The organism is Psychromonas aquimarina ATCC BAA-1526 (assembly GCF_000428725.1).
In the GTDB taxonomy this organism is placed as follows: Bacteria; Pseudomonadota; Gammaproteobacteria; order Enterobacterales; family Psychromonadaceae; genus Psychromonas; species Psychromonas aquimarina.
In genome coordinates, this window is the sequence record NZ_AUAM01000008.1 from 36,778 (window position 1) to 61,018 (window position 24,241).

The window sequence follows — 24,241 nt, forward strand, 5'->3', positions numbered from 1 at the left end:
TACGGAGTGTTGCAATGAAAGTTCGTGCATCCGTTAAAAAAATCTGTCGTAACTGCAAAGTTATCAAGCGCAACGGTGTTGTGCGTGTTATCTGTGTAGAGCCAAAGCACAAACAGCGCCAAGGCTAATTTAGATTTTGGATATCAGCAGCTTAGGTAACTTTGTTATCTAAGCTGTATTTTGTTTGATAAATTATCATTTGTAGAGTATCCTACCGGGCTTTTCGCAAATGAATCGTTAACTTTTAAGGAGTGCATAGTGGCCCGTATCGCTGGCATTAACGTTCCTGATCATAAGCACGCTGTAATTGCATTAACTGCAATCTTCGGTATCGGTAAAACTCGCTCACAGAAAATCTGTGCGGCGGCCGGTATTGCAGAATCAGCTAAACTAAGTGATCTGGAAGAATCGCAAATCGAAGCTCTTCGTACTGAAGTAGCTACGTTCACCGTTGAAGGTGATTTACGTCGTGAAGTTTCTATGAACATCAAGCGTCTAATGGACCTTGGCTGTTACCGTGGACTTCGTCATCGTCGCAGCTTGCCTGTACGTGGACAGCGTTCTAAAACGAATGCTCGTACTCGTAAAGGTCCGCGCAAAGCAATCAAGAAATAGGGTAAGAGATAATGGCTAAGACTCCAACTCGTGCTCGCAAGCGCGTTAAAAAGCAAGTTGCTGATGGTATGGCTCATATCCATGCTTCTTTCAACAACACAATCGTAACTATTACAGACCGTCAAGGTAATGCTCTTTCTTGGGCAACTGCCGGTGGTTCTGGTTTCCGTGGTTCACGTAAATCTACTCCGTTCGCTGCACAGGTTGCTGCAGAACGTGCTGCTGAAGCAGCTAAAGAGTACGGTCTTAAAAACGTAGAAGTTTTTGTAAACGGACCTGGACCTGGTCGTGAATCTTCGATTCGCGCACTAAACGCGGCGGGTTTCCGTGTGACTAATATTACTGACGTTACACCGATCCCACATAATGGTTGTCGTCCACCGAAGAAACGTCGCGTTTAATAGCGACCTTCCAAGGTAACTGGAGAAAGAACAATGGCAAGATATTTAGGTCCTAAGCTTAAGCTTAGCCGTCGTGAAGGAACAGATCTTTTCTTAAAGTCTGGTGTCCGCGCGATTGAATCTAAGTGTAAGATTGATAACGCACCTGGTGTTCATGGTGCTCGTAAACCTCGTCTATCTGACTACGGTTTACAACTACGTGAAAAGCAAAAAGTTCGTCGTATGTACGGTGTACTAGAAAAGCAATTCCGTAACTATTACAAAGAAGCAGCTCGTTTACAGGGCAACACTGGTGAAAACTTACTTCAACTTCTTGAAGGCCGTTTAGACAATGTTGTATACCGTATGGGTTTTGGTGCTACTCGCGCTGAATCTCGTCAGCTAGTTAGCCATAAAGCTATCTTAGTGAACGGTAAAGTTGTAAACATCCCTTCTTTCAACGTAAAAACTGGCGACGTGATCGCAATTCGTGAAAAAGCTAAAAAGCAGTCACGTATTGGCGCTGCACTAGAGATCGCTGGTCAACGTGAAGCTTTAGGTTGGGTTGAAGTTGATACAACGAAGATGGAAGGCGAATTTAAACGTCAACCTGAACGTTCAGATTTATCTGCTGAGATTAACGAACAGTTAATCATCGAGCTTTACTCTAAGTAAAGTTAACTGCTAAGAGAGGACACAAATGCAGGGTTCTGTAATTGATTTTCTAAAACCAAGATTAGTTGATATCGAACAAGTCAATGCAACTAGAGCTAAAGTGACTTTAGAGCCGCTTGAACGTGGTTTTGGTCACACATTAGGTAACGCACTTCGTCGTATCCTATTATCGTCTATGCCCGGCACAGCGGTAACAGAAGTCGAAATTGATGGTGTACAACATGAGTACAGCACCAAAGAAGGCGTACAGGAAGATATCCTTGAGATTCTTCTTAACCTTAAAGGCCTGGCTGTTAAGCTTGAAGGTAAAAACGAAGTTCTAGTTAGTTTAACTAAATCTGGCGCTGGTCCTGTTACTGCAGGCGACATCATTCATGATGGTGATGTAGAGATAGTCAACCCAGAACATGTGATCTGTAATTTAACAGGCAATGCTGAAATCAGCATGCGTATTAAAATTGAATCAGGTCGCGGTTATGTTCCAGCTTCATCACGTATTCATACTGAAGAAGATGAGCGTCCAATTGGTCGTCTACTAGTAGATGCGACTTTCAGCCCTGTTGAGCGTATTGCTTACAATGTTGAATCTGCTCGTGTTGAACAGCGTACCGATTTAGACAAACTTGTCATCGATATGGAAACGGACGGAACACTTGATCCTGAAGAAGCAATTCGTCGTGCAGCTACAATTTTAGCTGAGCAGTTAGACGCGTTTGTTGATTTACGTGATGTTAGTGAGCCGGTTGAGAAGGAAGAAAAACCTGAGTTTGATCCTATTCTCTTACGCCCAGTAGATGACTTAGAATTAACTGTTCGTTCTGCTAACTGTTTGAAAGCAGAATCGATTCACTATATCGGTGATCTGGTACAAAGAACTGAAGTTGAACTTCTTAAAACACCTAACTTAGGTAAGAAGTCTCTAACTGAAATCAAAGATGTTCTTGCATCTCGCGGACTTTCTCTGGGCATGCGCCTAGAAAACTGGCCGCCTGCAAGTCTTATCGAAGATTAGTCCAGTCATCCGAATAACGAATAATAAGGATTAGGTTATGCGCCATCGTCAAAGTGGACGTCAACTTAACCGAAACAGCAGTCATCGTCAGGCTATGTTTCGTAATATGGCAATCTCTATTGCTACGCACGAAGTTATTAAAACTACTGTGCCTAAAGCAAAAGAATTGCGTCGTGTAATTGAGCCGTTAATTACACTAGCTAAAACGGATAGCGTTGCTAACCGTCGTTTAGCGTTTGCTCGTCTTCGTGATGATGCAGCGGTAGCAAAATTATTTAATGAACTAGGTCCTCGCTACGCGACTCGTCCTGGTGGTTACACTAGTATCATTAAATGTGGTTTCCGTACTGGTGATAAAGCTCCAATGGCTTACATCACTTTAGTAGACCGCCCAGTAGTAGCTGACGAAGAAGCGTAAGCCTCTTTTAATGCTGCAGTAAAAAAGCCGAACTTATGTTCGGCTTTTTTGTATCTGTTATTTATTAAATTTTAATAACAGTCTAATTTTGTCTCAACGGTTTTACTGATCAGGTTCGACAACTGTTCAAAACATACTTTGCGCACGCTGTTGCGCCGGCAGATCAGTCCAACCTCCCGTGATGGTACAGGTTCTTTAAAGGGAATATATTTAATGCCTGCCTGATGACGGTTAGCCGGGATCGCCAGCTGCGGTAACAGAGTCAGACCGTTTTCAGCACTGATCATATGGCGCAGTGTTTCTAAACTGGTTGCTTTAAAACTGTTGTCTTCAATTGCACCGGCGGCAAAACAAAATCCCATCGCCTGATCGCGCAGACAATGTCCGTCTTCAAGCATCAGCAGATGCTCTCCGCGGAGCTTATTTAAGTCAATTGAGGATTTTTTTGCCCAGCGATGTGTTTCGGCAAGGGCCAGCTCAAGCGGCTCATCATAAAGCTTATACTGCTGAAATGACTCCATTTCAGGTAAGACTGCCAGCATCAGGCAGTCCAGTTCTCCCTGTTCAAGCTGCTTTAATAAAACATGAGTCTGATTTTCATGCAGGTATAACTCCAATTCCGGAAAATGCTTTTTTATTGTCGGGATAATCAGCGGCAGCAGATAAGGAGCAACGGTTGGGATAAGCCCGATATGCAGGGTGCCCTGCATCGGCTCATTATGACTCTTAGCAATCTCCTTTAAGGAGCGAGCTTCTAATAATATGGTTTTTGCCTTGGCAACAATATCCAGACCGGCCTGAGTAAATATAACTTTGCGCGATGAGCGCTCCATCAGCTGCACATTTAATTCATCTTCCAGTTTTCTAATCTGCCCGCTTAATGTCGGCTGGCTGACAAAACATTTTTCAGCGGCTTTGCGGAAATGTTTCAACTCCTCCAGTGCGATTAAATACTCTAAATCTCTAAAATTCATACTGTTCCTTTGAAGTTGAAATATTAGAAAATAAGGATACAGCAACTAATGTCGGGCATATATAGGAATAATTGTTAATTATTGATTGCTATGGCATATTTTTTGCTTTGAATAGACTGTATAACAAATTTTTGGCAAGGAGCTTAACTATGATGCAGTTTATTGAACGTGTAAAAGAGCAGCAGGGCATCACGCTGGCTATGGCATGGATGTGCATTCTTAGTGCGGTATTATTAGCCGCACCTGCATCTATACTGCGTATTCCCGGTGCAGATAAGTGGGCAGACATTTATGCGCCTTATGCCTGGATCCTGGCATTACTGACCGGTTCATATTTAGTAACACGTCTGGTGATATCTTTATTCAGCTGTTTAAGCGGTAAATATCAAAAGCGCACTATTCTTGCTTCACGTAATAAAATGATCCGTCAGTTAGACTTTGAAGAAAAAGCTGTGCTGCGTGAATTTATTATTCAGCGTAAAAACGTTCTGCCGCTGCCGATGAATGAACCGGCTGTCAGTAACCTGCTGCGTTCTGCTGTGCTTGTACCGGCATTTGAAACTCAGGAAATCAAAGGCAGCGGGCGTATTATTAAACTGTCTATTGCAATTGATGCTCGAGAACAGCTGACCCATAGAGTGTTAGGTCTGCCTGTCGGAAAATTGACAGAAGAAGAAGCTGCAGTGCTGAAAGCCGCCCGTCCAGATTATGCACGCAGTAATTACATCCCGCTAAGAGACTAATACTGTTATCTATAGCTGCGCTGCCTGCCGCATCTCCAACCAGCATAGCTATATTATGAGGTGAATGTCCCGTTCACCTCGCCAGCTCCAATGACTGCTTGATACTTTTCAGGCTTGCTCAAGGTGTTCACTGGCTCGCATCTTGAAGTAGAATGGGTATATAATACCGCTCTTAAACTTTACCCATTATTGAGAATTATTATGTCACCTGAACGTCTTGCCCGTATTACGCAAATGCTGAATCATCGCCAACCAGAACTGACGGTATTTTTGGAGCAGGTGCATAAGCCGCATAACTTAGCTGCTATTGTACGTACTGCCGATGCGGTCGGTGTGAGTGATGTGCATGCAACGTGGGAAGAGAAAGCAAAACGTCTTTCCGGCAGCACCGCGACCGGCAGTCAGAACTGGGTAAATGTACATTCATACGATAACTTAGATGATGCTGTTAAAGAGCTGCGTGCACAGGGCATGCAGATTATTGCCACTAATCTTTCCGATACTGCAGTAGATTTCCGTGAAGTTGATTATACCAAGCCGACAGCAATTTTAATGGGCCAGGAAAAGCACGGCATCAGCAAAGAAGCATTAGCACTTGCGGATCAGGATGTAATTATTCCTATGGTCGGCATGTGTCAGTCACTAAATGTATCTGTTGCTTCGGCGCTTATTCTCTATGAAGCACAGCGTCAGCGTGAATTAGCCGGAATGTATGATGGTGAATGCCGTTTATCTGCTGATGAAGCGCATCGTATACTGTTTGAAGGCGGTCATCCTATTTTCACTAAATTATGTAAAGAGAAGAATCTGCCTTACCCGCCGCTGGACGAAGAAGGGCAGATTGATGCCGATCAAGACTGGTGGTTAGCTATCCGCAGTGCAAAGAAATAATCAGCCTGAGGAGAGTTGAGCAGTGAATCTATTTCAGCAGATTTTATTAGCCGAAGGGGTTCGCGCCGTTGAAGGTGATTCTCCTTGTTCAGCTGAGCATGCTGAGGATCAAAGCTCGTTAAGCTTTGAACAGCGGCTGCTGCGCCGTGCCGCACAATTAGATCTGCGCCTGCAGATTTCGCCTTTATTTGCGCATTTCAAACGTCTGTTTACAAATCTCTCTTTTTGCCTGTGTTTTATTATATTCTTCATAGGTGCCGGCTGTGTACAGCAGCTGTTTTTTAGTGCGCAGGGAACTGAGGTTAACTTTTTCTGGGCATTTGCCCTGTTCTTTATTCCTAATCTGTTAACGCTTCTATTATGGGGGCTGTTTTTTTTCCAGGGATATACATTAAACAGCGGCTGGCTGCAGCGCTTGAGTATGTTTTCTTTAAAGTTCTTTGAAAAAAGGTTTAACCAGCAGTCCCAGCAGAATCCACATTACTGGACTCTGTTCAGGTGCTACTTTCAGGCTACATTTTCCGGAGGACTTGGGCGTTACCAGCTCTCTGGCTTGACTCATCTGTTATGGTTTTCCTATTTCTGCGGTGCAGTGCTGATGCTGATTGTGATGCTGGCAACACATCAGGTGGATTTTATCTGGCAGACCAGTATTTTATCCGTGCAGAGCTTTCAGTGGTTAACAGAATCTCTGGCTTATCTGCCTAAGCTGTTAGGTTTTCCTGTGCCGACTGCTGAGCAGATACAGCAGAGTCATTTAGGCGCTGTTAATTTACTTAACGATGCCGAGAATACCCGTTTTGTCTGGTCAAGCTTATTAATCAGCAGCCTGATATTTTACGGTCTGCTGCCGCGTTTATTGTTATTGCTGCTGATGCGATTTTTATTAAGTTCCGCCCAGATGAAGTTTAATCTGCCCTTAAGCAGTCCCTATTATGTGCAGTTACGGCAGTTATTAAAACCTAATGTTACTTCTCTGGGTATTAGTGATCCGGACGCTTGTGTAACTCAACCGGCTTATCACGGCACCACGGCAAAGCATACTCAGGGGGTACCGGAGCAGTTTTATCCGCTGGCTGTTGAGCTGTCAGAAAAGCAGTTAATACAGGCCAGGGAACACGTAAAACAATATGCTCCTGACTATTGTGATTTATTCAGGCATATTTCTGATTACCAAAGTCAGCAGAAACTGCTGGCTGATATAACTAATGTCAGCCAGCAGTCTGTGCTTGTGTATCTTTCACTGCAGCGTGCCCCGGATCGTGGACTGCTTGGTTTTATCAAAGCATTAACAGGGCAGGATAATAAGTCCTATTATCTGCTGCTGATTAACGATGCTCTGCTGCCGGAAGACAAACTCAATAAACGCCGCAGTGACTGGTACGGACTTGCTCAGCAGGCAGATATTTCTTTAGATAACGTCATCCAGTTAGACTGCATAGCAGGCAGCGGAGAAGCTTATGAATAACAGCGGACTGTCAGTTGCAGTGGTCGGCCATGCGAATGCGGGTAAAACCTCATTGATTCGAACTTTACTGCGTGATACCGAGTTTGGTGAAGTTGCTGATCAGGCCGGCACCACGCGTCACGTAGAGGGCGGTGCATTAGCTATTGATGAGAATAAGAACTTAGCCCTGTTTGATACTCCGGGTTTAGAAGACTCGATGCGCCTCTTTTATCTGTTAAGCACTTTTTTTGACGGGCAGTCCGTTGACGGTATTGAACGTCTTAATTATTTTTTAGCACATTTATCTGACTATCCTGAACTGCAGCAGGAAGCAAAAGTATTAAGAGCATTATTAAATAACGATATTATTTTCTATGTGATTGATCTGCGCGAGCCTGTTCTAGGCAAGTATCGTGATGAACTGCATATTCTCAGTTATGCGGCCAAGCCGGTTATTCCAGTTTTAAATTTCACCATAGAGGGCGCAGCCAATTTAGAGCAGTGGAAAACACAGCTGGCACGGCTGAACTTTCATGCTTTTGTGAGCTTCGATAATGTGCACTTTAAGTTTGCCGATGAACTGAAAATATATCAGAAAATGCAGACCCTTCTGACGGATAAAGAGGAGCTGCTCCAGGAGTTGATTAATCAGCGCCGTCAGCAGTGGTCAGAGCTGTTTAATGCAGCTGCTGAACTGGCAGGTAGTTTATTTATTGAATGCGCCTCTCTGCGTTATAAAACGTTTAACGGCGAGAAGGAAATAGAGCAGACAACCGCAAAGCTGCAGCAGGTCGTGCGCGAAGCGGAAAAAAAATGTGTACGCAGATTATTAAAACTGTATCAGTTCCGTAAGGATGATTTAAGAAACAGTCAGCTGCCTGTAGAGCAGGGCGGCTGGGAACTGGATCTATTTTCTGCAGACAACCTGCAGGAGTTCGGCATTAAACTGACCGGTAATATTGCCAAAGGGGCGGGGCTTGGTGTGGCGATTGATTTAGTCACTGCCGGTATGACCTTAGGTGCTGCCGCTGTGACCGGCGGCATTGCCGGTGCGTTATGGGGCGTTAAGCAGCATTACTTTGACGAGATACAGGCAAAGATTAAAGGCTCCCGTTATATCTGTTTAAATGATGTTACCCTGCAGGTGCTGTGGTTAAGACAGGTGAAACTGCTGCAGGCCCTGCAGAAAAGAGGCCACGCTAGTTTTGCAAAAATTGATTATCAGATAACGGAACAGCGCAGGGAAAACGAACTGCCGGAAAACTGGTCGAAATGGCTGCGTAAAGCGCGCAGCCGCCCTGAGTGGTCCTCTTTGAGCTCTCAATCTATCGAACCGGCAGAAAATAAGCGTTTGTTATTTATGAAAGAATTGTGTCAGGAGCTGGTTAAAGGCGAAAGTCTGCTCTGATTCCTGTGCCGTGCTGAGCCTGTCTGCAGGCATTCCCTAATGGATACTTCCACCTACGGCTTGTGCTTGTAAGTTGTTGATATAAAACGATTGTTCGTAATGGCCCCGCACTTTAAATGCTCCGCCTTCAAACTGATTTGTGATCCAGCCTGCATAGTTGAGCGATGAACATTAAAGGTAAGATCTTGCCTGTAGAAGATAAAAGAAAAATGACACTTCATGTAATGATAATCCTAGTTTTTACTACGGATGTCCAGGAGGACCCATGAAGATGAAAGTCACCAAATTAAGCGCATTGATCGCTGCCGTTATTCTAAGCGGATGTAATGATTCCGATAACGATGACAGCAGTAAATTTCAGCAGCCGCAGTTGACCACAGGATCTCTCACTGTTATCGAGAAAGACGGTTATCAGTTTAAAGATCATAATAAAGACGGTGAAGTTAACCCGTTTGAGGACTGGCGTTTAAGTGCCTCTGAACGTGCAGATGACCTTGTTGCTCGAATGACTACAGAAGAAAAAGCCGGTGCTATGATGCACGGCACATTCTCTATCTCTGCAGGAACACTAGGTGAAAGTGAATCTCGCTTGGTCTTTGAGGGCGGCACCCCTATGTTCCCTAACAATACGGTCTTAATTAAAGATCGTTTTCTCAATACATTTATCACCCGCCAGGCGGGCGCAGTACAAGATATTGCGGACGATAATAACAGGGCTCAGGAAATAGCTGAACAAACCCGCCTTGCTATCCCGCTTTCAATCTCTAGCGATCCGCGTAACCACTTTAATGAAGCCGGCGGCGCATCTATCGGTGCCGGAGAGTTTTCCAAATGGACCGAAACACTGGGTATGGCGGCAGTTGATGACGTGGAGATGGTTAAAGAGTTTGCTGATATTATCCGCCAGGAATACCTGGCGGTCGGTATTAACCAGGCACTGCATCCTACAGCAGATATAGCCACTGAACCGAGATGGGGCCGAAACAACAGTACTTTTGGTGAAGATGCGCATGTTTCACGACGCATGACCAAAGCTTATGTGCAGGGGCTGCAGAATTCAGATACGGATCTGGTTAAAGGCGGTGTCTGGGGCGTAGTAAAACATTTTGCCGGCGGCGGCCCGCAGGAAAACGGTCTTGATGCCCATTACTTTGTCGGCAGAAAGCAGGTTTATCCGGGTAATAACTTTGAATACCACAAAATTCCGTTTAAAGGCGCTTTTGAAGCCGGTGTCGCGGGTGTAATGCCCTATTACGGTATGCCGATTGATGTTAAAGATGGTAAAGGAGTGGCTATTGACGAAGTCGGATTTAATTTCAATAAGTACCTGTTGACCGATGTGTTACGCGGTGAAGAAAAATTTGACGGCGTGATTCTCTCCGACTGGCTGGTAGCAGGTGACTGTAAAGCTGACGGCCCATGCCGCAAAGGTCTGCAGACATTAGAAGATTCCACGATGAATCCGTTTGCTTACCTGGCTATGCCGTGGGGTGTGGAAGATCTGGAGGCTGCTGAAAGAGCCGCTTTGTTTGTTGATGCTGGTGTTGATTCATTCGGCGGCATTGATGATCCGTCTGCACTGCTTGCGAGCATTGAAAGCGGTCGATTATCGATCGAACGTATTAATATGTCCGTGAAACGCATTATGCTGAATAAGTTTAAACAGGGGCTGTTTGAGTCGCCAATGGTTGACTCGGCTGCCGCCAAGGCGATTGTTGGTAAAGCTGAATTCCAGGCTGCCGCTGATGATTCGCAGCGCCGCTCTGTTACTTTATTGAAAAATGAAGGCGATGTTTTACCGCTTGCTGTTAAAGAGTTAGGCAAAGTATATGTAAGCGGCATCGAAGCAGATTTCGCTGCCGGCTACGGTCTGACTGTAGTTGATGAAATGGCAGATGCTGATACGATTATTATCCGTACGCACACGCCGGGTCTGCAGGCATTTGCATGGAATCCATTTGCAGTCATAATGCCGATGGGTGAACTGGGCTTTATGTCTGATGCTCAGTTTGCAGCTCAGGCCGGTACTGTTGATGGTCTGCGTGATTATGAGCTGGCTAAGGATTCTATGAATGATGCACAGCTTTGTTACCCTGATTCTGAGACATACCCGGAAGAACATCCGCTTGCTGGAAAAGCCGTCGGCCGATGTGAGTATACTGGCGGCGCAACGTATGACTTAATCAAGGCTGCGATTGACTCGGGTAAACGTGTTATTCTTGATGTGTTTATGATCCGTCCTACCGCTCTGGGTAATATTGCAGATGATATTGCTGTTATCACAGCTAACTACGGTACGTCTGATCAAGCATTTTTAGATGTAATTACCAATAAAAATGGTGCAGAACCGCAGGGTAAACTGCCGTTTGGTTTACCATTTAATACTGCTGTGGTTGAAGAGTTCGGTTTAGAAGATGTACCTTCTTTTGCCGAGCCGGAAAAAGACACGATTACCCAGTATGAGTTTGGATTTGGTCTTTCGTACAAGTAAAAATGACTTAGTCTGATGAGTAAAAATAAAACCCTAGTTAAATGCTAGGGTTTTTGTTTTTAAGCTTTAATTTGCTGTAATTCCAATTGGCAGGATTTATAACCAGTCGGTTAATGAAATACCTAAACCAATAGTGTTGGTATACTCATTGTATTCAATCATGCTGTTGCCGTAACCGCTGAATACCTGCAGGTAGCCGCGCAGATTGCCGTGAATCGGGAAGCTCCAGGAAAATTCTGTTGATCCTTTACTAAAGCCGCTCTCGATATTGTTTCTGCTGCTTACAGTAAAAGTATTGTCGCCCCGTTTATAGATAGCGCTGATTTTACCGTGTCCGTAATAATCAAGCAGGTCGGGATTATTATCTTCTTCTGCTGATTCAGAAATGCGGTGCCATGGATTTACTACAAAGGTAAAATCATTTTTTTCAAATAAAAACTTAGCGTCAAAACGGTTCCAGCTTCGTGAGATAGGTTCGCTGCGTCCGTTGGACTGATGAGTAAAACTTAAGGCCGCTAATTTAAACTTCCAGCCTGCACCCAGCTCTTTATCCTGCTGCCATAGAGCAAAAACTTCAGGCTCATAATTGGTTTCCCTGAACGGCGATGACTGCTCGGTATTATAGGCCTGCCAGAAGGAGACTTGTGTATAGGCAAAATAAACAGAGAGCGGCAGATCTGCTATATTCTGGGCGACCGGCATTTTGAAGCTGATCTGAAATTTCATCTCCATATTTTGTGCCTTATGATCGTCCCCGGTATTTCGGTAAACATCATAACTATCGATTTTATCATTATAATTGAACGGCAGAATATAAGTGGGTTTATGAGGAGTAATCGAAAAGTTGACCTCTTCGAGATTTTTTTCCTGCTGCAGACGTTTATCAACCGCTGATTGTTCAGCTAGGCTGGAAAAGCTGTATAAAAGAATCAATAGTGAAAATAGAAAACGCATATCCATCGCCTTAATAATAATGTAAATTTATTTATCTGTGTATAACCAGTAAACTTGGACGCACAAGAGAATGTAAACGCTATAATAGCTAGACTGTTTGAACTTGTTTTACAGTCTAACTGCTTGAGGGGCAAAATGAAATTAGAAAAAATTCCCTTAACAGCCCTGAAAGGCGTGGGCATTAAAGCGGCTGAGAGGCTGGCAAAAATCGGCTTGAATGATGTATCTGACCTGCTTTTTCATCTGCCTCTACATTATCAGGACCGCACCCGTATTTATCCGATTTCTGATCTGAAAGACGGCATGCAGGTTAGCGTGCAGGGCAGGGTGTTAAGCTGCAATGTACAGTTTGGTAAACGGCGCATATTAAAGTGTAAAATCAGTGACGGCAGCGGCAGCGTCACCCTGAATTTTTTCAATTTTAATGCTTCACAAAAAAACAGCTTAGAGCAGGGCACTTTAATTAAATGCTTTGGTGAGTTTCGTCGTGGTTATCAGGGCTTTGAAGTAACCCATCCCGATTATTCGCGCCTTGATGCCAGGCTGGAGAGTCATGTTGAAGAAACGCTTACGCCGATCTACCCGACCACCGAAGGCTTAAAGCAGAACAGCTTACGTAATTTAACTGAGCAGGCGCTGCTCCATTTACAGCAGAATCAAATTGCCGAGTTAGTGCCCACACACCTGCTGCCTCATCCGATTAACCTTGCCGATGCACTTAAGTATATTCATCGTCCGCCGTCGGATGCCTGTATTGAACAGCTGGAAGCAAAAACTCATCCTGCGCAGCAGCGCCTGATTGTGGAAGAGTTATTAGCCCAGCAGCTGAGTATGCTGACCATGCGTGTTAATGCTCAGCGGCATCAGGCTGCTGTTATTCATGAAACAGGTTTATTACAAAAACAGTTATTAAGCAGCCTGCCGTTTTCGGCAACTAATGCGCAAAACAGAGTCTGCAGTGAGATTCAGAAGGATCTGCAGCAGGCTGTACCTATGATGCGTTTAGTGCAGGGGGATGTAGGTTCTGGAAAAACCTTAGTTGCTGCACTGGCCGCTTTAAGTGTAATTGAAGCGGGTTATCAGGCCGCTTTAATGGCGCCCACAGAGCTGCTCGCCGAGCAGCACCTGTTAAATTTTCAGAGGTGGTTTGAGCCGCTTGATATTCGTGTTGGTTTTCTTTCTGGAAAATTGAAAGCCAGAGAAAAGCGTGATCAGTTAGAAAATATCACCCTGGGTTTGTCGAAAATGGTGGTGGGAACCCATGCACTGTTTTCTGAAAATGTACAATTTAATAAGCTGGCGTTAATTATTGTTGATGAACAGCACAGGTTTGGCGTGCACCAGCGATTAGCGTTACGTGAGAAAGGCCAGTTTGGAGATTTTTCTCCGCATCAGTTAACCATGACCGCAACACCTATTCCGCGAACATTAGCTATGACCGCCTATGCGGATCTTAATGTGTCGGTAATCGATGAACTGCCGCCGGGCAGAACAGCTGTTCAAACCGTTGCACTGGCGGATTCAAGGCGCGATGAGATTATTCAGCGTGTTTATCAGTCCTGTAAGAATGAAGGGCGTCAGGCTTACTGGGTATGTACCCTGATTGAAGAGTCGGAGGTGTTAGAGTGCCAGGCGGCTGAGGAAACTGCGAATGGACTGCAGCTGTCTCTGCCTGATTTACGCATTGGTTTAGTACACGGGCGTATGAAAGCTATTGAAAAACAGTATGTAATGGAACACTTTAAGGCCGGTGAATTAGATCTGTTAGTGGCAACTACAGTTATTGAAGTCGGGGTGGATGTGCCTAATTCCAGTTTGATGATAATTGAAAATCCGGAAAGGCTGGGGTTAGCGCAGCTGCATCAGCTGCGCGGACGAGTCGGCCGCGGCAGTGTTGCCAGCCATTGTGTGTTACTTTACAAAAATCCGCTGTCTAAAACTGCGCAGAAACGTCTGCAGATTTTACGTGAAAGTAATGACGGTTTTTATATTGCCGAGCAGGATCTGGCTATTCGTGGTCCGGGAGAAGTTTTAGGTACCAGGCAGACCGGTGTTGCGGAATTTAAAATTGCAGATCTGCTTCGTGATCAGAGTTTACTTCCGCAGACACAGGAGCTGGCGCAGACGGTCGTGCACTCTTTTCCCGAGTTGATAACACCGCTGACCAAGCGCTGGCTGGGTGATAAAGGGCAGTATGCTCATGCCTAGCCTTATTCTATCAAGGTGCAGAGCTTATCGCCGCCTGCTGAGCTGTGTTTTGATAGCCAGTGTATTGAGCTTCTCTTTAGGGGCTTTTATTTACTTTTTTGATCTCAACGATTACCGCGGGCTGATCAGCAGGCAGATAAACAGGGCAACAGGTTATCAGGTTAGCTTTGCAGCTCTTGACAGCCGTCTGCTCTCTGAATCCAGGATCTCTTTTTCGGGGCTGTCGCTGGCGGCAGATAACCGGGAACTTGTATATATTGATAATGTGGAAATCAATATAAACAAGTTAAGTCTGTGGAACCGCGAGTTAGAACTTGGTCTCGTAGAGTTAACCGGGGTTAATATCCGCGGAGATGTTTCTGCTTTTACTAAACTTGGCGCTGAAAATACAAGCAGCAGGCAGAGCGCTTCTAATATTCAAGCGCCGCAGCAGATACCCTGGAAGCAGTTTAAAATACAGAAACTATCTGTTAAGGATCTCAATGTAGATATCACCCAAGCTGAGCAGCTGCTAGTTGTAGACGGTGCGGCCTTAAGTTCGAAAGAGCTTGTGCTTATCGAAAATCAGCAGCTCGCGGCCGCATTTTTTAAAGGTAATTTAAAACTGGCGTTCAAAGAGCTTTCTGCGCAGCATTCAAACTCTGAAAAACTGAGACTTTCCGGCTTTAATCTGGACTTCTTTTTTACACTGCAGACCATGCAGGCCGGCCTGGATATTAAGGCGGATAAGCTGGATATCAGCCTGAACGGACAGCAGGCAGCCGCTGCGCATAATACTCAGCTTGTTATGGAACTTAATAAAGACAAGCTCAGTATAAAAAGTCTAAGCACAGAACTGTTCTCTGGAGAACTGCAGCTGCAGGCCGATATCTTACTGTCGATGCGCTTATCTGCGAAGCCTGCTTTAGCTGTTAAAACACTAACTGTGCACGATTTAGCGGTTACAGATATGGATTTAATAATTCCGCCTTTAGCTGAGCGGCCGATAGAAACAGTTTCAAATACAGAAAATAACAAACAACCACTGCCGATTGAAAACCTGTTTGTAAAGCAGATGCTGTTAACAAATATAAACATCAGCAGTAATAATCAGCAGTTCCCCTTAGTTGTGAAAAACTTCAACAGCCGTGTTTCCAATTTTACTCTGCTTCATAATCACCAAGTGAAGACGCTGCCTGAAGAAGCGCGCCGTGCCGGTTCATTTTCCGTGCAGTTTGCTTATCTGCAGTGGGCGTCGGCAGTTATTGAACAGTTTGAAGTTTCAGGGCGCCTGTCGAAAAATGATCAGGCCGTCTTACTGATAAAGCAGTTGTTAAAAACAGATGCTGTCAGTCAGTAACTGATTTCCCATGCTGTAATTCATACTCCATTTGTGTTTCGCCGTCGAGGCTAAGATTACCCGTGTATCTTGCTTAACTATATGAATAGTAATGGTTTTGTAAGTTGTCAGAATAATAATCTCTATTTTGCTATAATCTCCGCCAGTTTTTAACTTTAATCTTAATAGGGACCCCATGATTGAAAACAACTTTGCCATAACGGCAACGTTTATAACGTATTTAGCCGGGATGTTATTTATCGGTTATTACGCATATAAACGCACCAGTAACTCTTCGGATTATTTTTTGGGCGGGCGCACATTAGGGCCATGGCCGGCGGCATTGTCTGCAGGCGCTTCTGATATGAGCGGCTGGTTATTACTAGGTCTGCCAGGTTATGCTTATGCAGCCGGTATGGAGTCACTCTGGCTGGCCGGCGGTTTATTAATCGGCACCTGGGCTAACTGGTTATTATCAGCAAAACGCCTGCGTACCTACAGTATTACTACCGACAACTCATTAACTCTGCCGGAGTTTATCTCACGCCGTTTTAATGATAAATCTAAATTAGTACAGACCATAGCCGCCTTTTTTATCTTAATGTTCTTCCTTTTCTACACCAGCTCCGGTCTGGTTGCCGGTGGTAAATTATTCGAAACTGTATTTGGTTTAGACTATACCTATGCAGTGGTTATCGGTGCCGCCTGTGTTGTTTCCTACACGCTGTTCGGTGGTTTCTTAGCTGTTTCCTGGACCGATTTAGTGCAGGGATTATTAATGTCGGCCGCGCTGTTAATTGTGCCGATTGCCGCTATGCAGGGTGGTTTCGGTCAGCTAAGCACTGATTTAGCAAATATTAACCCGGAACTGTTAACGCTGTGGAATGGTATTGACGGTCAGCCGTTATCCTGGATTGCGATTGTTTCATTACTAGCCTGGGGCTTAGGTTACTTCGGCCAGCCGCATATTCTTGCACGTTTTCAGGCAACACGGACCAATAAAGATTTAACCACTGCACGCCGTATTGCAGTGGTCTGGACTGCGGTTTCTATGTTTGGTGCGATCTTAGTGGGTCTAGTCGGCCTTTTATATATTGAAGGTAATATGGCGGGGCAGTTAGCTGACGGCGAAAAAATATTTATGCTTCTGGTAAATGCTATCTTCCACCCGGTTATCGCTGGTATTCTACTGGCGGCGATCCTGGCTGCTATTATGAGTACGGCAGATTCTCAGCTGCTGGTATCGTCATCAGCTTTAGCTGAAGATTTCTATAAACAGCTTCTGCGCCCGGAGGCTTCTTCATCTGAAGTGATGATGGTTGGACGTCTGGGAGTGATCGGATTATCACTGCTGGCGCTGTTCTTAGCAATGGATCCGGACAGCTCGGTACTTGGTCTGGTATCTTATGCATGGGCTGGTTTCGGAGCTGCATTTGGACCGGTATTGGTATTAAGTCTGTACTGGAAGCGAATGAACCGAAATGGTGCATTAGCGGGAATTATTGTCGGCGGTATTACTATTGTTGTCTGGAAACAGTTAACAGGCGGGATTTTTGATGTTTATGAAATCGTCCCGGGGATTATTTTTGCCGGCGCTGCTATTGTAATAACCAGTTTAGCAACGGCTGCTCCTGATAAATCAGTTACCGATCAGTATGATTTGTTTGAAAAGAACTTAGCTGAATTTGACTAGTTGTGCATGATATTTGCCTCGCTTCTGTGCAGATTACAAGAGTGAGGCATAATGAAAGAGTTTGATATTACGAAATATTAAACTCTTTCAGCTTACGGGTTAAAGTGTTTCTTCCCCATCCCAGCAGTTTGGCCGCTTCCTGTTTTTTCCCCTGAGTAAAGCTTAAAGCCGTTTTTAACATGATCTGCTCAAATTCCGGCAAAGCATTTGCCAGTACATTTTCTTTACCCTGTTTTAATTCTGCTAGTGTCCACTGCTGCAGGTTTTTCTGCCAGACAGGACTTTCCTGGTCCGGATCTTCAGTTTCCTGCTCATTTAATTCCGGCGGCAGGTCGGAAATATGCACTTCCTGGCCGCTTGCCATTACGGTTAACCAGCGGCAGATATTCTCCAGTTGACGCACGTTGCCCGGCCATGGAAGCTGGCTTAAGTATTCCTTTGTCTCCGGTGTAAGTTGTTTGCTTTTAACATTTAATTCTGTGGCGATATTATTTAAAAAATGCAGAGCGAGCAGACTGATATCTTCTCTACGCTCCTTCAGTGAAGGCAGCTGCAGACGGATCACATTAAGGCGGTGAAAAAGATCTTCGCGAAAATCGCCGCTTTGTACTTTTTTCTCTAAATTCTGATGGGTGGCTGCAATAATCCGCACATCCACTTTAATGGCATGATGACCGCCGACACGGTAGAACTGCCCGTCAGCCAGCACGCGTAATAAACGGGTCTGCACGTCTAAGGGCATATCACCAATTTCATCTAAGAAAAGCGTGCCGCCGTCTGCCTGCTCAAAGCGCCCCTGGCGGTTAGCCGCCGCGCCGGTAAAGGCGCCTTTTTCATGGCCGAACAGTTCTGCTTCAATCAGCTCCTTAGGGATGGCAGCCATATTCAGGGCGATAAAAGTCTTTTCTTTGCGCGGACTGTGCTTATGCAGCGCATGGGCAACAAGTTCTTTACCGGTACCGGACTGACCGTTAATTAATACACTCATACTGGAGCGCGATAAGCGCCCGATAATTCGAAAAACTTCCTGCATTGCCGGGGCTTCACCGATAATTTCCGGTGTTGAAACCATCAGTTCCGGCTTTTTCTTCTTCTGCTTTAATTCAATGCTGTGGCTGATTGCCCGCTGAATAAGTGCAGTTGCTTCGTGAATATCAAAGGGTTTAGGCAGGTATTCAAATGCCCCGCTTTGATAGGCATTGACTGCACTGTCTAAATCACTGTGCGCAGTCATGATAATAATCGGGATCAACGGAAAACGTTCGTGAATACGTTCCATTAAAGCTAAGCCGTCAATACCCGGCATGCGTACATCGGAGATGATCACTTCCGGCTGCTCTATCTGCAGCTGGCGCCATAAACATTCACCGTCAGGAAAACTGGCGTGTTCAATATTTTCACTTTTTAATGTGCGTTCTAAAACCCAGCGAATTGCATGGTCGTCATCTACTATCCAAGCTGTTGCCATCTGTTAGTTCTCTTTTAAAGTGTCATGGGTAAATAGATAAGAAATTCGGTATGCCCTGGTGTGCTCCGGCATTCAATACGTCCGTTATGCTGCTTAATCAGCTCCTGTGCAATAGACAGGCCAAGCCCTGTGCCGTCACTTCTTCCGGTTACCATGGGGTAAAAAAGCGTGTCTTTTAACTGACTGGGAATGCCCGGCCCGTTGTCGATAATTTTAATTTCCGTTGCCAGGCGCTGCGGCAGCCCGTTAATGGTGACTTGATGTGCAGTGCGTGTGCGCAGGGTTATCTGCCCCCCGTGTCTGTTGTCCGGCATTAGCGCCTGTACAGCATTTTGAATAATATTCAAAAATGCCTGCTGCAGCTGATCGGACTGCATTTCAAAATCGGGGATGCTTGGATCGTAATCCTGATGGATTGTAATATGCTCAGGCAGATCCAGCTGTACTAATTTACGCACTTTTTCGAGTACCGAATGAATATTATCTGCGGCGCGCAGGCCCATTTTCTGCGGGCCTAACAGGCGGTTTACCAGCGCACTCAAGCGGTCTGCCTGCTCAATAATAATCTGGGTAAATTCTTTAAGTTCAGGATCCGCTAATTCACTTTCTAATAACTGTGCCGCGCCGCGTAATCCGCCTAATGGGTTTTTTATTTCATGAGCAAGTCCGCGTACCAGTTCCTGGGCCGCTTTCTGCTGGTGCTCCTGGTAATAGACCTGACTGAATTTGCGCTGCTGCTCAATACAGCGCATTTCAATAATGGCATGCTGCTTATTATCGAAGTTCAGGTGGGTTGCGCTTAAAGCAATTAGAGTAGGTAAACCATCAATCAGTAAAGTGACTTCATTTTCGGTAAAAGCACTTTTACTTATAAACAGTCTTTCAATTGAAGCCGGATTAAAATGGTAATGCGCCGCCAGCTGCTGCAGACTCTGCTGGTAGAGGCGCTGGGTACTTTGTGATAATAATAATTCACTGGCCGGATTGGCATAAATCAGCTTCAGTTCAGAGCTGATTACAACAAAAGCAGTATTTGCTTCTTCGAGTATTGCTAAAGGAAAATCTACTGCCTGGCTGCTTAACATTATTACCTTTCATTAATTAATATTGGCTTTTAGGACTCCAACAGTTGCGCGTTGAAGATGAACTGTGACTATCTGTGTTTTAGCCAGCACATTCCCTTTTTCATCAAGCAGGTGAACCTGTACCTGATGTGTTCCCCTGTCGATATTTCTAGCACTCATTGTCGGAGATATCTGCGGACTGCCTAAGGCTTTTCCGTCTAAATACAGCTGCAGTTTCTGAGTATTTTCTTTTTCCGGTGTTGTTTTTACATGCACGTTGATTGTGCCGTCGTTACTGCGTAACGCCATATCATCCTGCGGTGATGTTATGGTTGCCTGATACTCGACAGCCGGTTCACTGTCTGCAAATTCATCATCCAGTGATAAATCGTTATCTTCACTGTCTGTTTTCAGTGCCGTGTCACTGGAAAATAAGTTTTCGTTTTTTACTGTGACCTCTTCAGTGCCGGGGACTGCCGTATCTGAAAAATGGCTGTTACCGTCTTCATCAATCCAGTGATAAATTTTAGTCTCTGCTGCTGTAACAATAGATGAACAAAGAAAAATTAAAGCTGCCGTGCAAAAAGTTGAATATTTCATAATTAAAACCCCAAATACAATTGATTTAATTGTGAGCCATCATTGTATTTTAGGCAATAAAAAACCCGCTTTGCTGCGGGCTTTATCACTCGAAGCGCCGAATTAATCTATCAAACACTTTGAATTAACTTAAAAAGTCGAACTAAACCGTTCTGAAGTAACCAGATTCTTGTGCATTGACTGCCTGCTTGAAGTCAGCCTCAAGCAGGCAGTGCAGTCGAATTGATTATACGCTGTAGTACAGATCGAATTCTTTTGGATGCGTTGCTTGAGAAACAGCTTCACATTCAGCAGTTTTAAGCTCAATGTATGCATCGATTGCATCATTTGACATTACGCCGCCTTCAAGAAGGAAGTCACGGTCAGCATCAAGTGCAGCCAGTGCTTCTTCAAAAGAAACAGCTACCTGCGGGATTGAATCCGCTTCTTCTTTAGGAAGATCGTATAGATCTTTATCTAATGCTTCACCCGGGTGGATCTTGTTTTTAATTCCGTCAAGGCCGGCCATTAACATTACAGAGAATGCTAAGTAAGGATTTGCTGTCGGGTCAGGGAAACGCACTTCGATACGGCTTGCTTTCGGGTTTGGTACCACTGGGATACGGATAGAAGCACTACGGTTTGCCGCAGAGTAAGCCAGCATAACTGGCGCTTCAAAATGCGGGATAAGACGCTTGTACGAGTTAGTTGATGCGTTAGCAAATGCATTGATTGCTTTAGCATGCTTGATGATACCGCCGATGTAGAACAGTGCCATTTCAGAAAGACCGCCGTACTGATCACCGGAGAAAAGGTTAACGCCGTCTTTACCTAGAGACTGGTGACAGTGCATACCAGAGCCGTTATCACCAACAAGCGGTTTAGGCATAAATGTAGCTGTCTGACCGAATGCGTGTGCAACATTGTGTACAACGTATTTGTAGATTTGGATCTCATCGGCTTTTTCAACGATAGTGTTGAAACGGCAGGCGATCTCATTCTGGCCGGCTGTTGCTACTTCATGGTGATGTGCTTCAACAACAAGGCCCATCTCTTCCATAATTAAACACATAGCAGAGCGGATGTTTTGAGCTGAATCAACAGGTGCTACCGGGAAGTAGCCGCCTTTAATACCAGGGCGGTGGCCTGTATTACCGTCTTCGTATGAAGTACCCGAGTTCCAGGCTGCTTCTTTAGCATCGATTGAGTAGAAAGAACCGGCAATGCTGTTACCGTATTTTACGTCGTCAAACAGGAAGAATTCCGGCTCAGGACCAAATAGAATGGTATCAGCCAGGCCCGTTGAGCGCATGTATGCTTCAGCGCGTTTAGCAACTGAACGCGGATCACGGTCATAACCCTGCATCGTTTTAGGCTCTAAAACGTCACAGCGCAGGTTAAGAGTTAAGTCATCAGTGAACGGGTCGATAACAGCTGTTTCAGGAGCCGGCATTAATACCATGTCTGAATCTTGAATGCCTTTCCAGCCGGCGATTGAAGAACCATCAAACATTTTACCTTCTTCAAAGAAGTCTTCATCGAGCTGGTGGAATGGAACTGATACGTGTTGCTCTTTACCGTGTGTATCAGTAAAGCGTAAATCAACGAATTTTACATCCTGCTCTTTGATTAGATCAAGAACGTCTTGTGCTGTTTGTACTGACATGTTTAGAACCTCAATTGACATCAAAATGATGAATAACCATAACAAAAATAATTTATGACACAAGTAAGCTAAAATCGTGCCAACTTGGAAATCTCTTGTTTTATCGACCTTTATTGTGAGTATCAGTTAATTATCCGTCAAATAGGGCACCAAGTTGGTGCATTGGTGCCCCTGGTTGGTGCTTTGCACTAATATGATCGCTTTCGGCAGAGAAAAATGCATAAATGCAGCAGATATCCTAATTGTGACCGAGTTAAAACTTTCTATTTTTGAAATTATGGTTACAATGTGCGCGTTTATACCAATTAGATAAGTTCAGCGCGGGAAACTGCTTCCGCTGCTAGATTCATCTAATTGGTATTTTTATTAATAGTTACTTTTGAGGCGCATCATGTCGTTAGATAAATTAAGAAATATTGCCATTATTGCTCACGTTGACCATGGTAAAACTACCCTTGTTGATAAACTGTTAGAGCAGTCTGGAACATTAGATTCACGCGGCGGCTCTGAAGAGCGCGTAATGGACTCTAACGATTTAGAGAAAGAGCGTGGTATTACCATCCTTGCTAAAAACACTGCGATTGAGTGGAACGACTACCATATCAATATCGTAGATACTCCTGGACACGCCGATTTTGGTGGTGAAGTAGAGCGTATCATGTCTATGGTAGACAGTGTTTGTCTTATTGTTGATGCTGTTGACGGCCCGATGCCGCAGACTCGTTTTGTAACGCAAAAAGCATTTGCACACGGTTTGAAACCGATTGTTGTTATTAACAAAATCGATAAACCAGGTGCCCGCCCTGAATGGGTTATGGATCAGGTATTTGATCTGTTTGACAATCTTGGTGCAACTGATGAACAGCTAGACTTCCAGGTTGTTTACGCATCTGCGTTAAACGGCTGGGCAAGCACAGAGTCTCCAGAAAAAACTGAAAACATGGAACCGTTATTCCAGGCTATTGTTGATGGTGTTGATGCACCGGAAGGCGACCGTGACGGTGATTTCCAGATGCAGATTTCACAGCTTGACTACAACTCCTATGTTGGTGTTATCGGTGTCGGCCGTGTAATGCGCGGCAGCGTTAAAGTTAACCAGCAGGTAACTGTTGTCGGCAGTGACGGTAAAGAGCGTAAAGGTAAAGTTGGTCAGGTATTAGGTTACTTAGGTCTTGAGCGTCATGACGTTGAGCTGGCACAAGCCGGTGACATCATTGCAATCAGTGGTTTAGGTGAGCTGAAAATTTCTGATACGATTTGTGATCAAAACAATGTTGAAGCCATGCCTCCGCTGAGTGTTGATGAGCCAACGGTTACCATGACTTTCCAGGTAAACACGTCACCATTCTGTGGTAAAGAAGGTAAATACGTCACTTCACGTAATATCCTTGAGCGTTTACAGAAAGAATTAGTACATAACGTTGCGCTTAAAGTTGAAGAAACTGATGATCCGGATAAATTCAAAGTATCCGGCCGTGGTGAACTGCACCTGGGTATCTTAATCGAAAATATGCGTCGTGAAGGTTACGAGCTGGCTGTATCTCGTCCTGAAGTTATCGAACGTATGGTTGACGGTCAGCTGCAGGAGCCGATGGAAACATTAACGGTTGACGTTGAAGATGAGCACCAGGGTTCTGTAATGGAACAGTTAGGTATCCGTAAAGCGGAACTAACTAATATGACGCCGGACGGTAAAGGCCGTGTACGTTTAGACTTTATGATTCCAAGCCGCGGTTTAATCGGTTTCCAGACTGAATTTATGACATTAACCTCTGGTTCTGGTCTTCTGTACCATTCATTTGATCACTACGGCCCGCACAAAGGCGGTACAATTGGTCAGCGTCAGAATGGTGTACTGATTTCTAACGGTACTGGTAAAGCGGTAACTTACTCGCTGTTTACACTGCAGGAGCGTGGTCGTCTGTTTATCGGTCATGGTGCAGAAGCATACGAAGGTATGATTATCGGTATTCATAACCGTGCTAACGATTTAACAGTAAACTGTTTACGTGGTAAGCAGCTGACTAACGTTCGTGCATCGGGTACAGATGACGCACAGACACTTTCTCCTGAAATTAAATTAACGCTTGAGCAGGCGCTTGAATTTATCGATGTAGATGAGTTAGTGGAAGTAACACCGGAAAGCATTCGTATCCGTAAGAAGCTTCTTACAGAAAACGAACGTAAACGTGCTGCGCGTCCAGCTAAAGCTTAATTAGTTAGAAATAACTGATTAA

21 protein-coding genes are annotated in these 24,241 nt (G+C 44.7%); 15 read left to right on the forward strand and 6 right to left on the reverse strand.

Annotation, left to right across the window (positions count from 1 at the left end; all coding sequences use genetic code 11):
- Positions 1-14 precede the first annotated feature (14 nt).
- The 6 genes from rpmJ to rplQ all read left to right on the forward strand — a co-directional run bounded on the left by rpmJ (position 15) and on the right by rplQ (position 3,100).
- Positions 15-128 (forward strand): 50S ribosomal protein L36, encoded by a 114-nt coding sequence (rpmJ, locus tag G337_RS0101340; RefSeq protein ID WP_005417265.1) that lies wholly within the window; start codon positions 15-17, stop codon positions 126-128.
- Between the two features lie 130 nt (positions 129-258).
- Positions 259-615 carry a 30S ribosomal protein S13 gene (rpsM, locus tag G337_RS0101345; protein ID WP_028862272.1) on the forward strand — a complete coding sequence of 119 codons (357 nt, stop codon included), beginning with the start codon at positions 259-261 and terminating at the stop codon, positions 613-615.
- An 11-nt stretch (positions 616-626) separates the two neighbouring features.
- Positions 627-1,016, forward strand: coding sequence for a 30S ribosomal protein S11 (gene rpsK, locus G337_RS0101350; RefSeq protein ID WP_019613697.1), 390 nt, complete (start codon positions 627-629; stop codon positions 1,014-1,016).
- Positions 1,017-1,049: 33 nt separating this feature from the next.
- Positions 1,050-1,670 carry a 30S ribosomal protein S4 gene (gene rpsD / locus G337_RS0101355; protein WP_028862273.1) on the forward strand — a complete coding sequence of 207 codons (621 nt, stop codon included), beginning with the start codon at positions 1,050-1,052 and terminating at the stop codon, positions 1,668-1,670.
- Between the two features lie 25 nt (positions 1,671-1,695).
- Entirely contained in the window at positions 1,696-2,682 is a 987-nt protein-coding gene (locus G337_RS0101360; RefSeq protein WP_019613699.1) for a DNA-directed RNA polymerase subunit alpha, read from the forward strand.
- 37 nt (positions 2,683-2,719) lie between these two features.
- Positions 2,720-3,100 carry a 50S ribosomal protein L17 gene (gene rplQ, locus G337_RS0101365; protein ID WP_019613700.1) on the forward strand — a complete coding sequence of 127 codons (381 nt, stop codon included), beginning with the start codon at positions 2,720-2,722 and terminating at the stop codon, positions 3,098-3,100.
- 71 nt (positions 3,101-3,171) lie between these two features.
- Here the strand turns inward: rplQ and oxyR are convergent, their stop codons facing one another.
- Positions 3,172-4,074 carry a DNA-binding transcriptional regulator OxyR gene (gene oxyR, locus G337_RS0101370; RefSeq protein WP_028862274.1) on the reverse strand — a complete coding sequence of 301 codons (903 nt, stop codon included), beginning with the start codon at positions 4,072-4,074 and terminating at the stop codon, positions 3,172-3,174.
- Positions 4,075-4,223: 149 nt separating this feature from the next.
- On the opposite strand from oxyR, the gene G337_RS0101375 reads away from it, so the two are divergent.
- From G337_RS0101375 to G337_RS0101400, 5 genes are all read left to right on the forward strand, one after another.
- Complete coding sequence (locus tag G337_RS0101375; RefSeq protein WP_028862275.1) at positions 4,224-4,817, forward strand: superinfection exclusion B family protein; 594 nt, start codon at positions 4,224-4,226, stop codon at positions 4,815-4,817.
- A gap of 201 nt (positions 4,818-5,018) precedes the next feature.
- The gene (gene trmH, locus G337_RS0101380) at positions 5,019-5,708 is read left to right on the forward strand and encodes a tRNA (guanosine(18)-2'-O)-methyltransferase TrmH (RefSeq protein ID WP_028862276.1); all 690 of its coding nucleotides are present in this window, start codon (positions 5,019-5,021) and stop codon (positions 5,706-5,708) included.
- 22 nt (positions 5,709-5,730) lie between these two features.
- Positions 5,731-7,176 carry a DUF2868 domain-containing protein gene (locus G337_RS25335; protein WP_051302881.1) on the forward strand — a complete coding sequence of 482 codons (1,446 nt, stop codon included), beginning with the start codon at positions 5,731-5,733 and terminating at the stop codon, positions 7,174-7,176.
- Entirely contained in the window at positions 7,169-8,563 is a 1,395-nt protein-coding gene (locus tag G337_RS0101390) for a GTPase/DUF3482 domain-containing protein (RefSeq protein ID WP_028862277.1), read from the forward strand. Before G337_RS25335 ends, G337_RS0101390 begins: the two co-directional genes overlap by 8 nt.
- Before the next feature lie 265 nt (positions 8,564-8,828).
- Entirely contained in the window at positions 8,829-11,054 is a 2,226-nt protein-coding gene (locus G337_RS0101400; RefSeq protein WP_028862278.1) for a glycoside hydrolase family 3 protein, read from the forward strand.
- 96 nt (positions 11,055-11,150) lie between these two features.
- Here the strand turns inward: G337_RS0101400 and G337_RS0101405 are convergent, their stop codons facing one another.
- The gene (locus G337_RS0101405; RefSeq protein WP_028862279.1) at positions 11,151-12,008 is read right to left on the reverse strand and encodes a phospholipase A; all 858 of its coding nucleotides are present in this window, start codon (positions 12,006-12,008) and stop codon (positions 11,151-11,153) included.
- 135 nt (positions 12,009-12,143) lie between these two features.
- Between G337_RS0101405 and recG the strand changes: the two genes are divergently transcribed.
- The 3 genes from recG to putP all read left to right on the forward strand — a co-directional run bounded on the left by recG (position 12,144) and on the right by putP (position 17,227).
- On the forward strand, positions 12,144-14,216 hold the full coding sequence (gene recG, locus G337_RS0101410; RefSeq protein ID WP_157619152.1) for an ATP-dependent DNA helicase RecG: 2,073 nt from the start codon (positions 12,144-12,146) through the stop codon (positions 14,214-14,216).
- Positions 14,209-15,555: an AsmA family protein gene (locus G337_RS0101415; RefSeq protein WP_028862281.1), complete on the forward strand. Its 1,347-nt coding sequence runs from the start codon at positions 14,209-14,211 to the stop codon at positions 15,553-15,555. Before recG ends, G337_RS0101415 begins: the two co-directional genes overlap by 8 nt.
- Before the next feature lie 175 nt (positions 15,556-15,730).
- Positions 15,731-17,227, forward strand: a complete 1,497-nt coding sequence (gene putP / locus G337_RS0101420) for a sodium/proline symporter PutP (protein ID WP_028862282.1) — start codon at positions 15,731-15,733, stop codon at positions 17,225-17,227.
- Between the two features lie 67 nt (positions 17,228-17,294).
- Here putP and glnG read toward each other — a convergent pair whose 3' ends face one another.
- From glnG to glnA, 4 genes are all read right to left on the reverse strand, one after another.
- Entirely contained in the window at positions 17,295-18,695 is a 1,401-nt protein-coding gene (glnG, locus tag G337_RS0101425) for a nitrogen regulation protein NR(I) (RefSeq protein ID WP_028862283.1), read from the reverse strand.
- 14 nt (positions 18,696-18,709) lie between these two features.
- Positions 18,710-19,780, reverse strand: coding sequence for a nitrogen regulation protein NR(II) (gene glnL / locus G337_RS0101430; protein ID WP_028862284.1), 1,071 nt, complete (start codon positions 19,778-19,780; stop codon positions 18,710-18,712).
- Between the two features lie 12 nt (positions 19,781-19,792).
- Entirely contained in the window at positions 19,793-20,359 is a 567-nt protein-coding gene (locus G337_RS0101435; RefSeq protein WP_028862285.1) for a DUF4124 domain-containing protein, read from the reverse strand.
- Between the two features lie 226 nt (positions 20,360-20,585).
- Positions 20,586-22,004 carry a glutamate--ammonia ligase gene (gene glnA / locus G337_RS0101440; protein ID WP_028862286.1) on the reverse strand — a complete coding sequence of 473 codons (1,419 nt, stop codon included), beginning with the start codon at positions 22,002-22,004 and terminating at the stop codon, positions 20,586-20,588.
- A gap of 391 nt (positions 22,005-22,395) precedes the next feature.
- Between glnA and typA the strand changes: the two genes are divergently transcribed.
- Positions 22,396-24,219, forward strand: coding sequence for a translational GTPase TypA (typA, locus tag G337_RS0101445; RefSeq protein ID WP_028862287.1), 1,824 nt, complete (start codon positions 22,396-22,398; stop codon positions 24,217-24,219).
- Positions 24,220-24,241 lie beyond the last annotated feature (22 nt).

What these genes read in the sequence shown, in the direction of transcription:
- rpmJ (WP_005417265.1), top strand. Translation starts at nt 15, where the DNA reads ATGAAAGTTCGTGCATCCGTTAAAAAAATCTGTCGTAACTGCAAAGTT.
- rpsK (WP_019613697.1), top strand. Translation starts at nt 627, where the DNA reads ATGGCTAAGACTCCAACTCGTGCTCGCAAGCGCGTTAAAAAGCAAGTT.
- rpsD (WP_028862273.1), top strand. Translation starts at nt 1,050, where the DNA reads ATGGCAAGATATTTAGGTCCTAAGCTTAAGCTTAGCCGTCGTGAAGGA.
- G337_RS0101360 (WP_019613699.1), top strand. Translation starts at nt 1,696, where the DNA reads ATGCAGGGTTCTGTAATTGATTTTCTAAAACCAAGATTAGTTGATATC.
- rplQ (WP_019613700.1), top strand. Translation starts at nt 2,720, where the DNA reads ATGCGCCATCGTCAAAGTGGACGTCAACTTAACCGAAACAGCAGTCAT.
- oxyR (WP_028862274.1), bottom strand. Translation starts at nt 4,074, where the DNA reads ATGAATTTTAGAGATTTAGAGTATTTAATCGCACTGGAGGAGTTGAAA.
- G337_RS0101375 (WP_028862275.1), top strand. Translation starts at nt 4,224, where the DNA reads ATGATGCAGTTTATTGAACGTGTAAAAGAGCAGCAGGGCATCACGCTG.
- trmH (WP_028862276.1), top strand. Translation starts at nt 5,019, where the DNA reads ATGTCACCTGAACGTCTTGCCCGTATTACGCAAATGCTGAATCATCGC.
- G337_RS0101390 (WP_028862277.1), top strand. Translation starts at nt 7,169, where the DNA reads ATGAATAACAGCGGACTGTCAGTTGCAGTGGTCGGCCATGCGAATGCG.
- G337_RS0101400 (WP_028862278.1), top strand. Translation starts at nt 8,829, where the DNA reads ATGAAGATGAAAGTCACCAAATTAAGCGCATTGATCGCTGCCGTTATT.
- G337_RS0101405 (WP_028862279.1), bottom strand. Translation starts at nt 12,008, where the DNA reads ATGCGTTTTCTATTTTCACTATTGATTCTTTTATACAGCTTTTCCAGC.
- recG (WP_157619152.1), top strand. Translation starts at nt 12,144, where the DNA reads ATGAAATTAGAAAAAATTCCCTTAACAGCCCTGAAAGGCGTGGGCATT.
- G337_RS0101415 (WP_028862281.1), top strand. Translation starts at nt 14,209, where the DNA reads ATGCCTAGCCTTATTCTATCAAGGTGCAGAGCTTATCGCCGCCTGCTG.
- putP (WP_028862282.1), top strand. Translation starts at nt 15,731, where the DNA reads ATGATTGAAAACAACTTTGCCATAACGGCAACGTTTATAACGTATTTA.
- glnG (WP_028862283.1), bottom strand. Translation starts at nt 18,695, where the DNA reads ATGGCAACAGCTTGGATAGTAGATGACGACCATGCAATTCGCTGGGTT.
- glnL (WP_028862284.1), bottom strand. Translation starts at nt 19,780, where the DNA reads ATGTTAAGCAGCCAGGCAGTAGATTTTCCTTTAGCAATACTCGAAGAA.
- G337_RS0101435 (WP_028862285.1), bottom strand. Translation starts at nt 20,359, where the DNA reads ATGAAATATTCAACTTTTTGCACGGCAGCTTTAATTTTTCTTTGTTCA.
- glnA (WP_028862286.1), bottom strand. Translation starts at nt 22,004, where the DNA reads ATGTCAGTACAAACAGCACAAGACGTTCTTGATCTAATCAAAGAGCAG.
- typA (WP_028862287.1), top strand. Translation starts at nt 22,396, where the DNA reads ATGTCGTTAGATAAATTAAGAAATATTGCCATTATTGCTCACGTTGAC.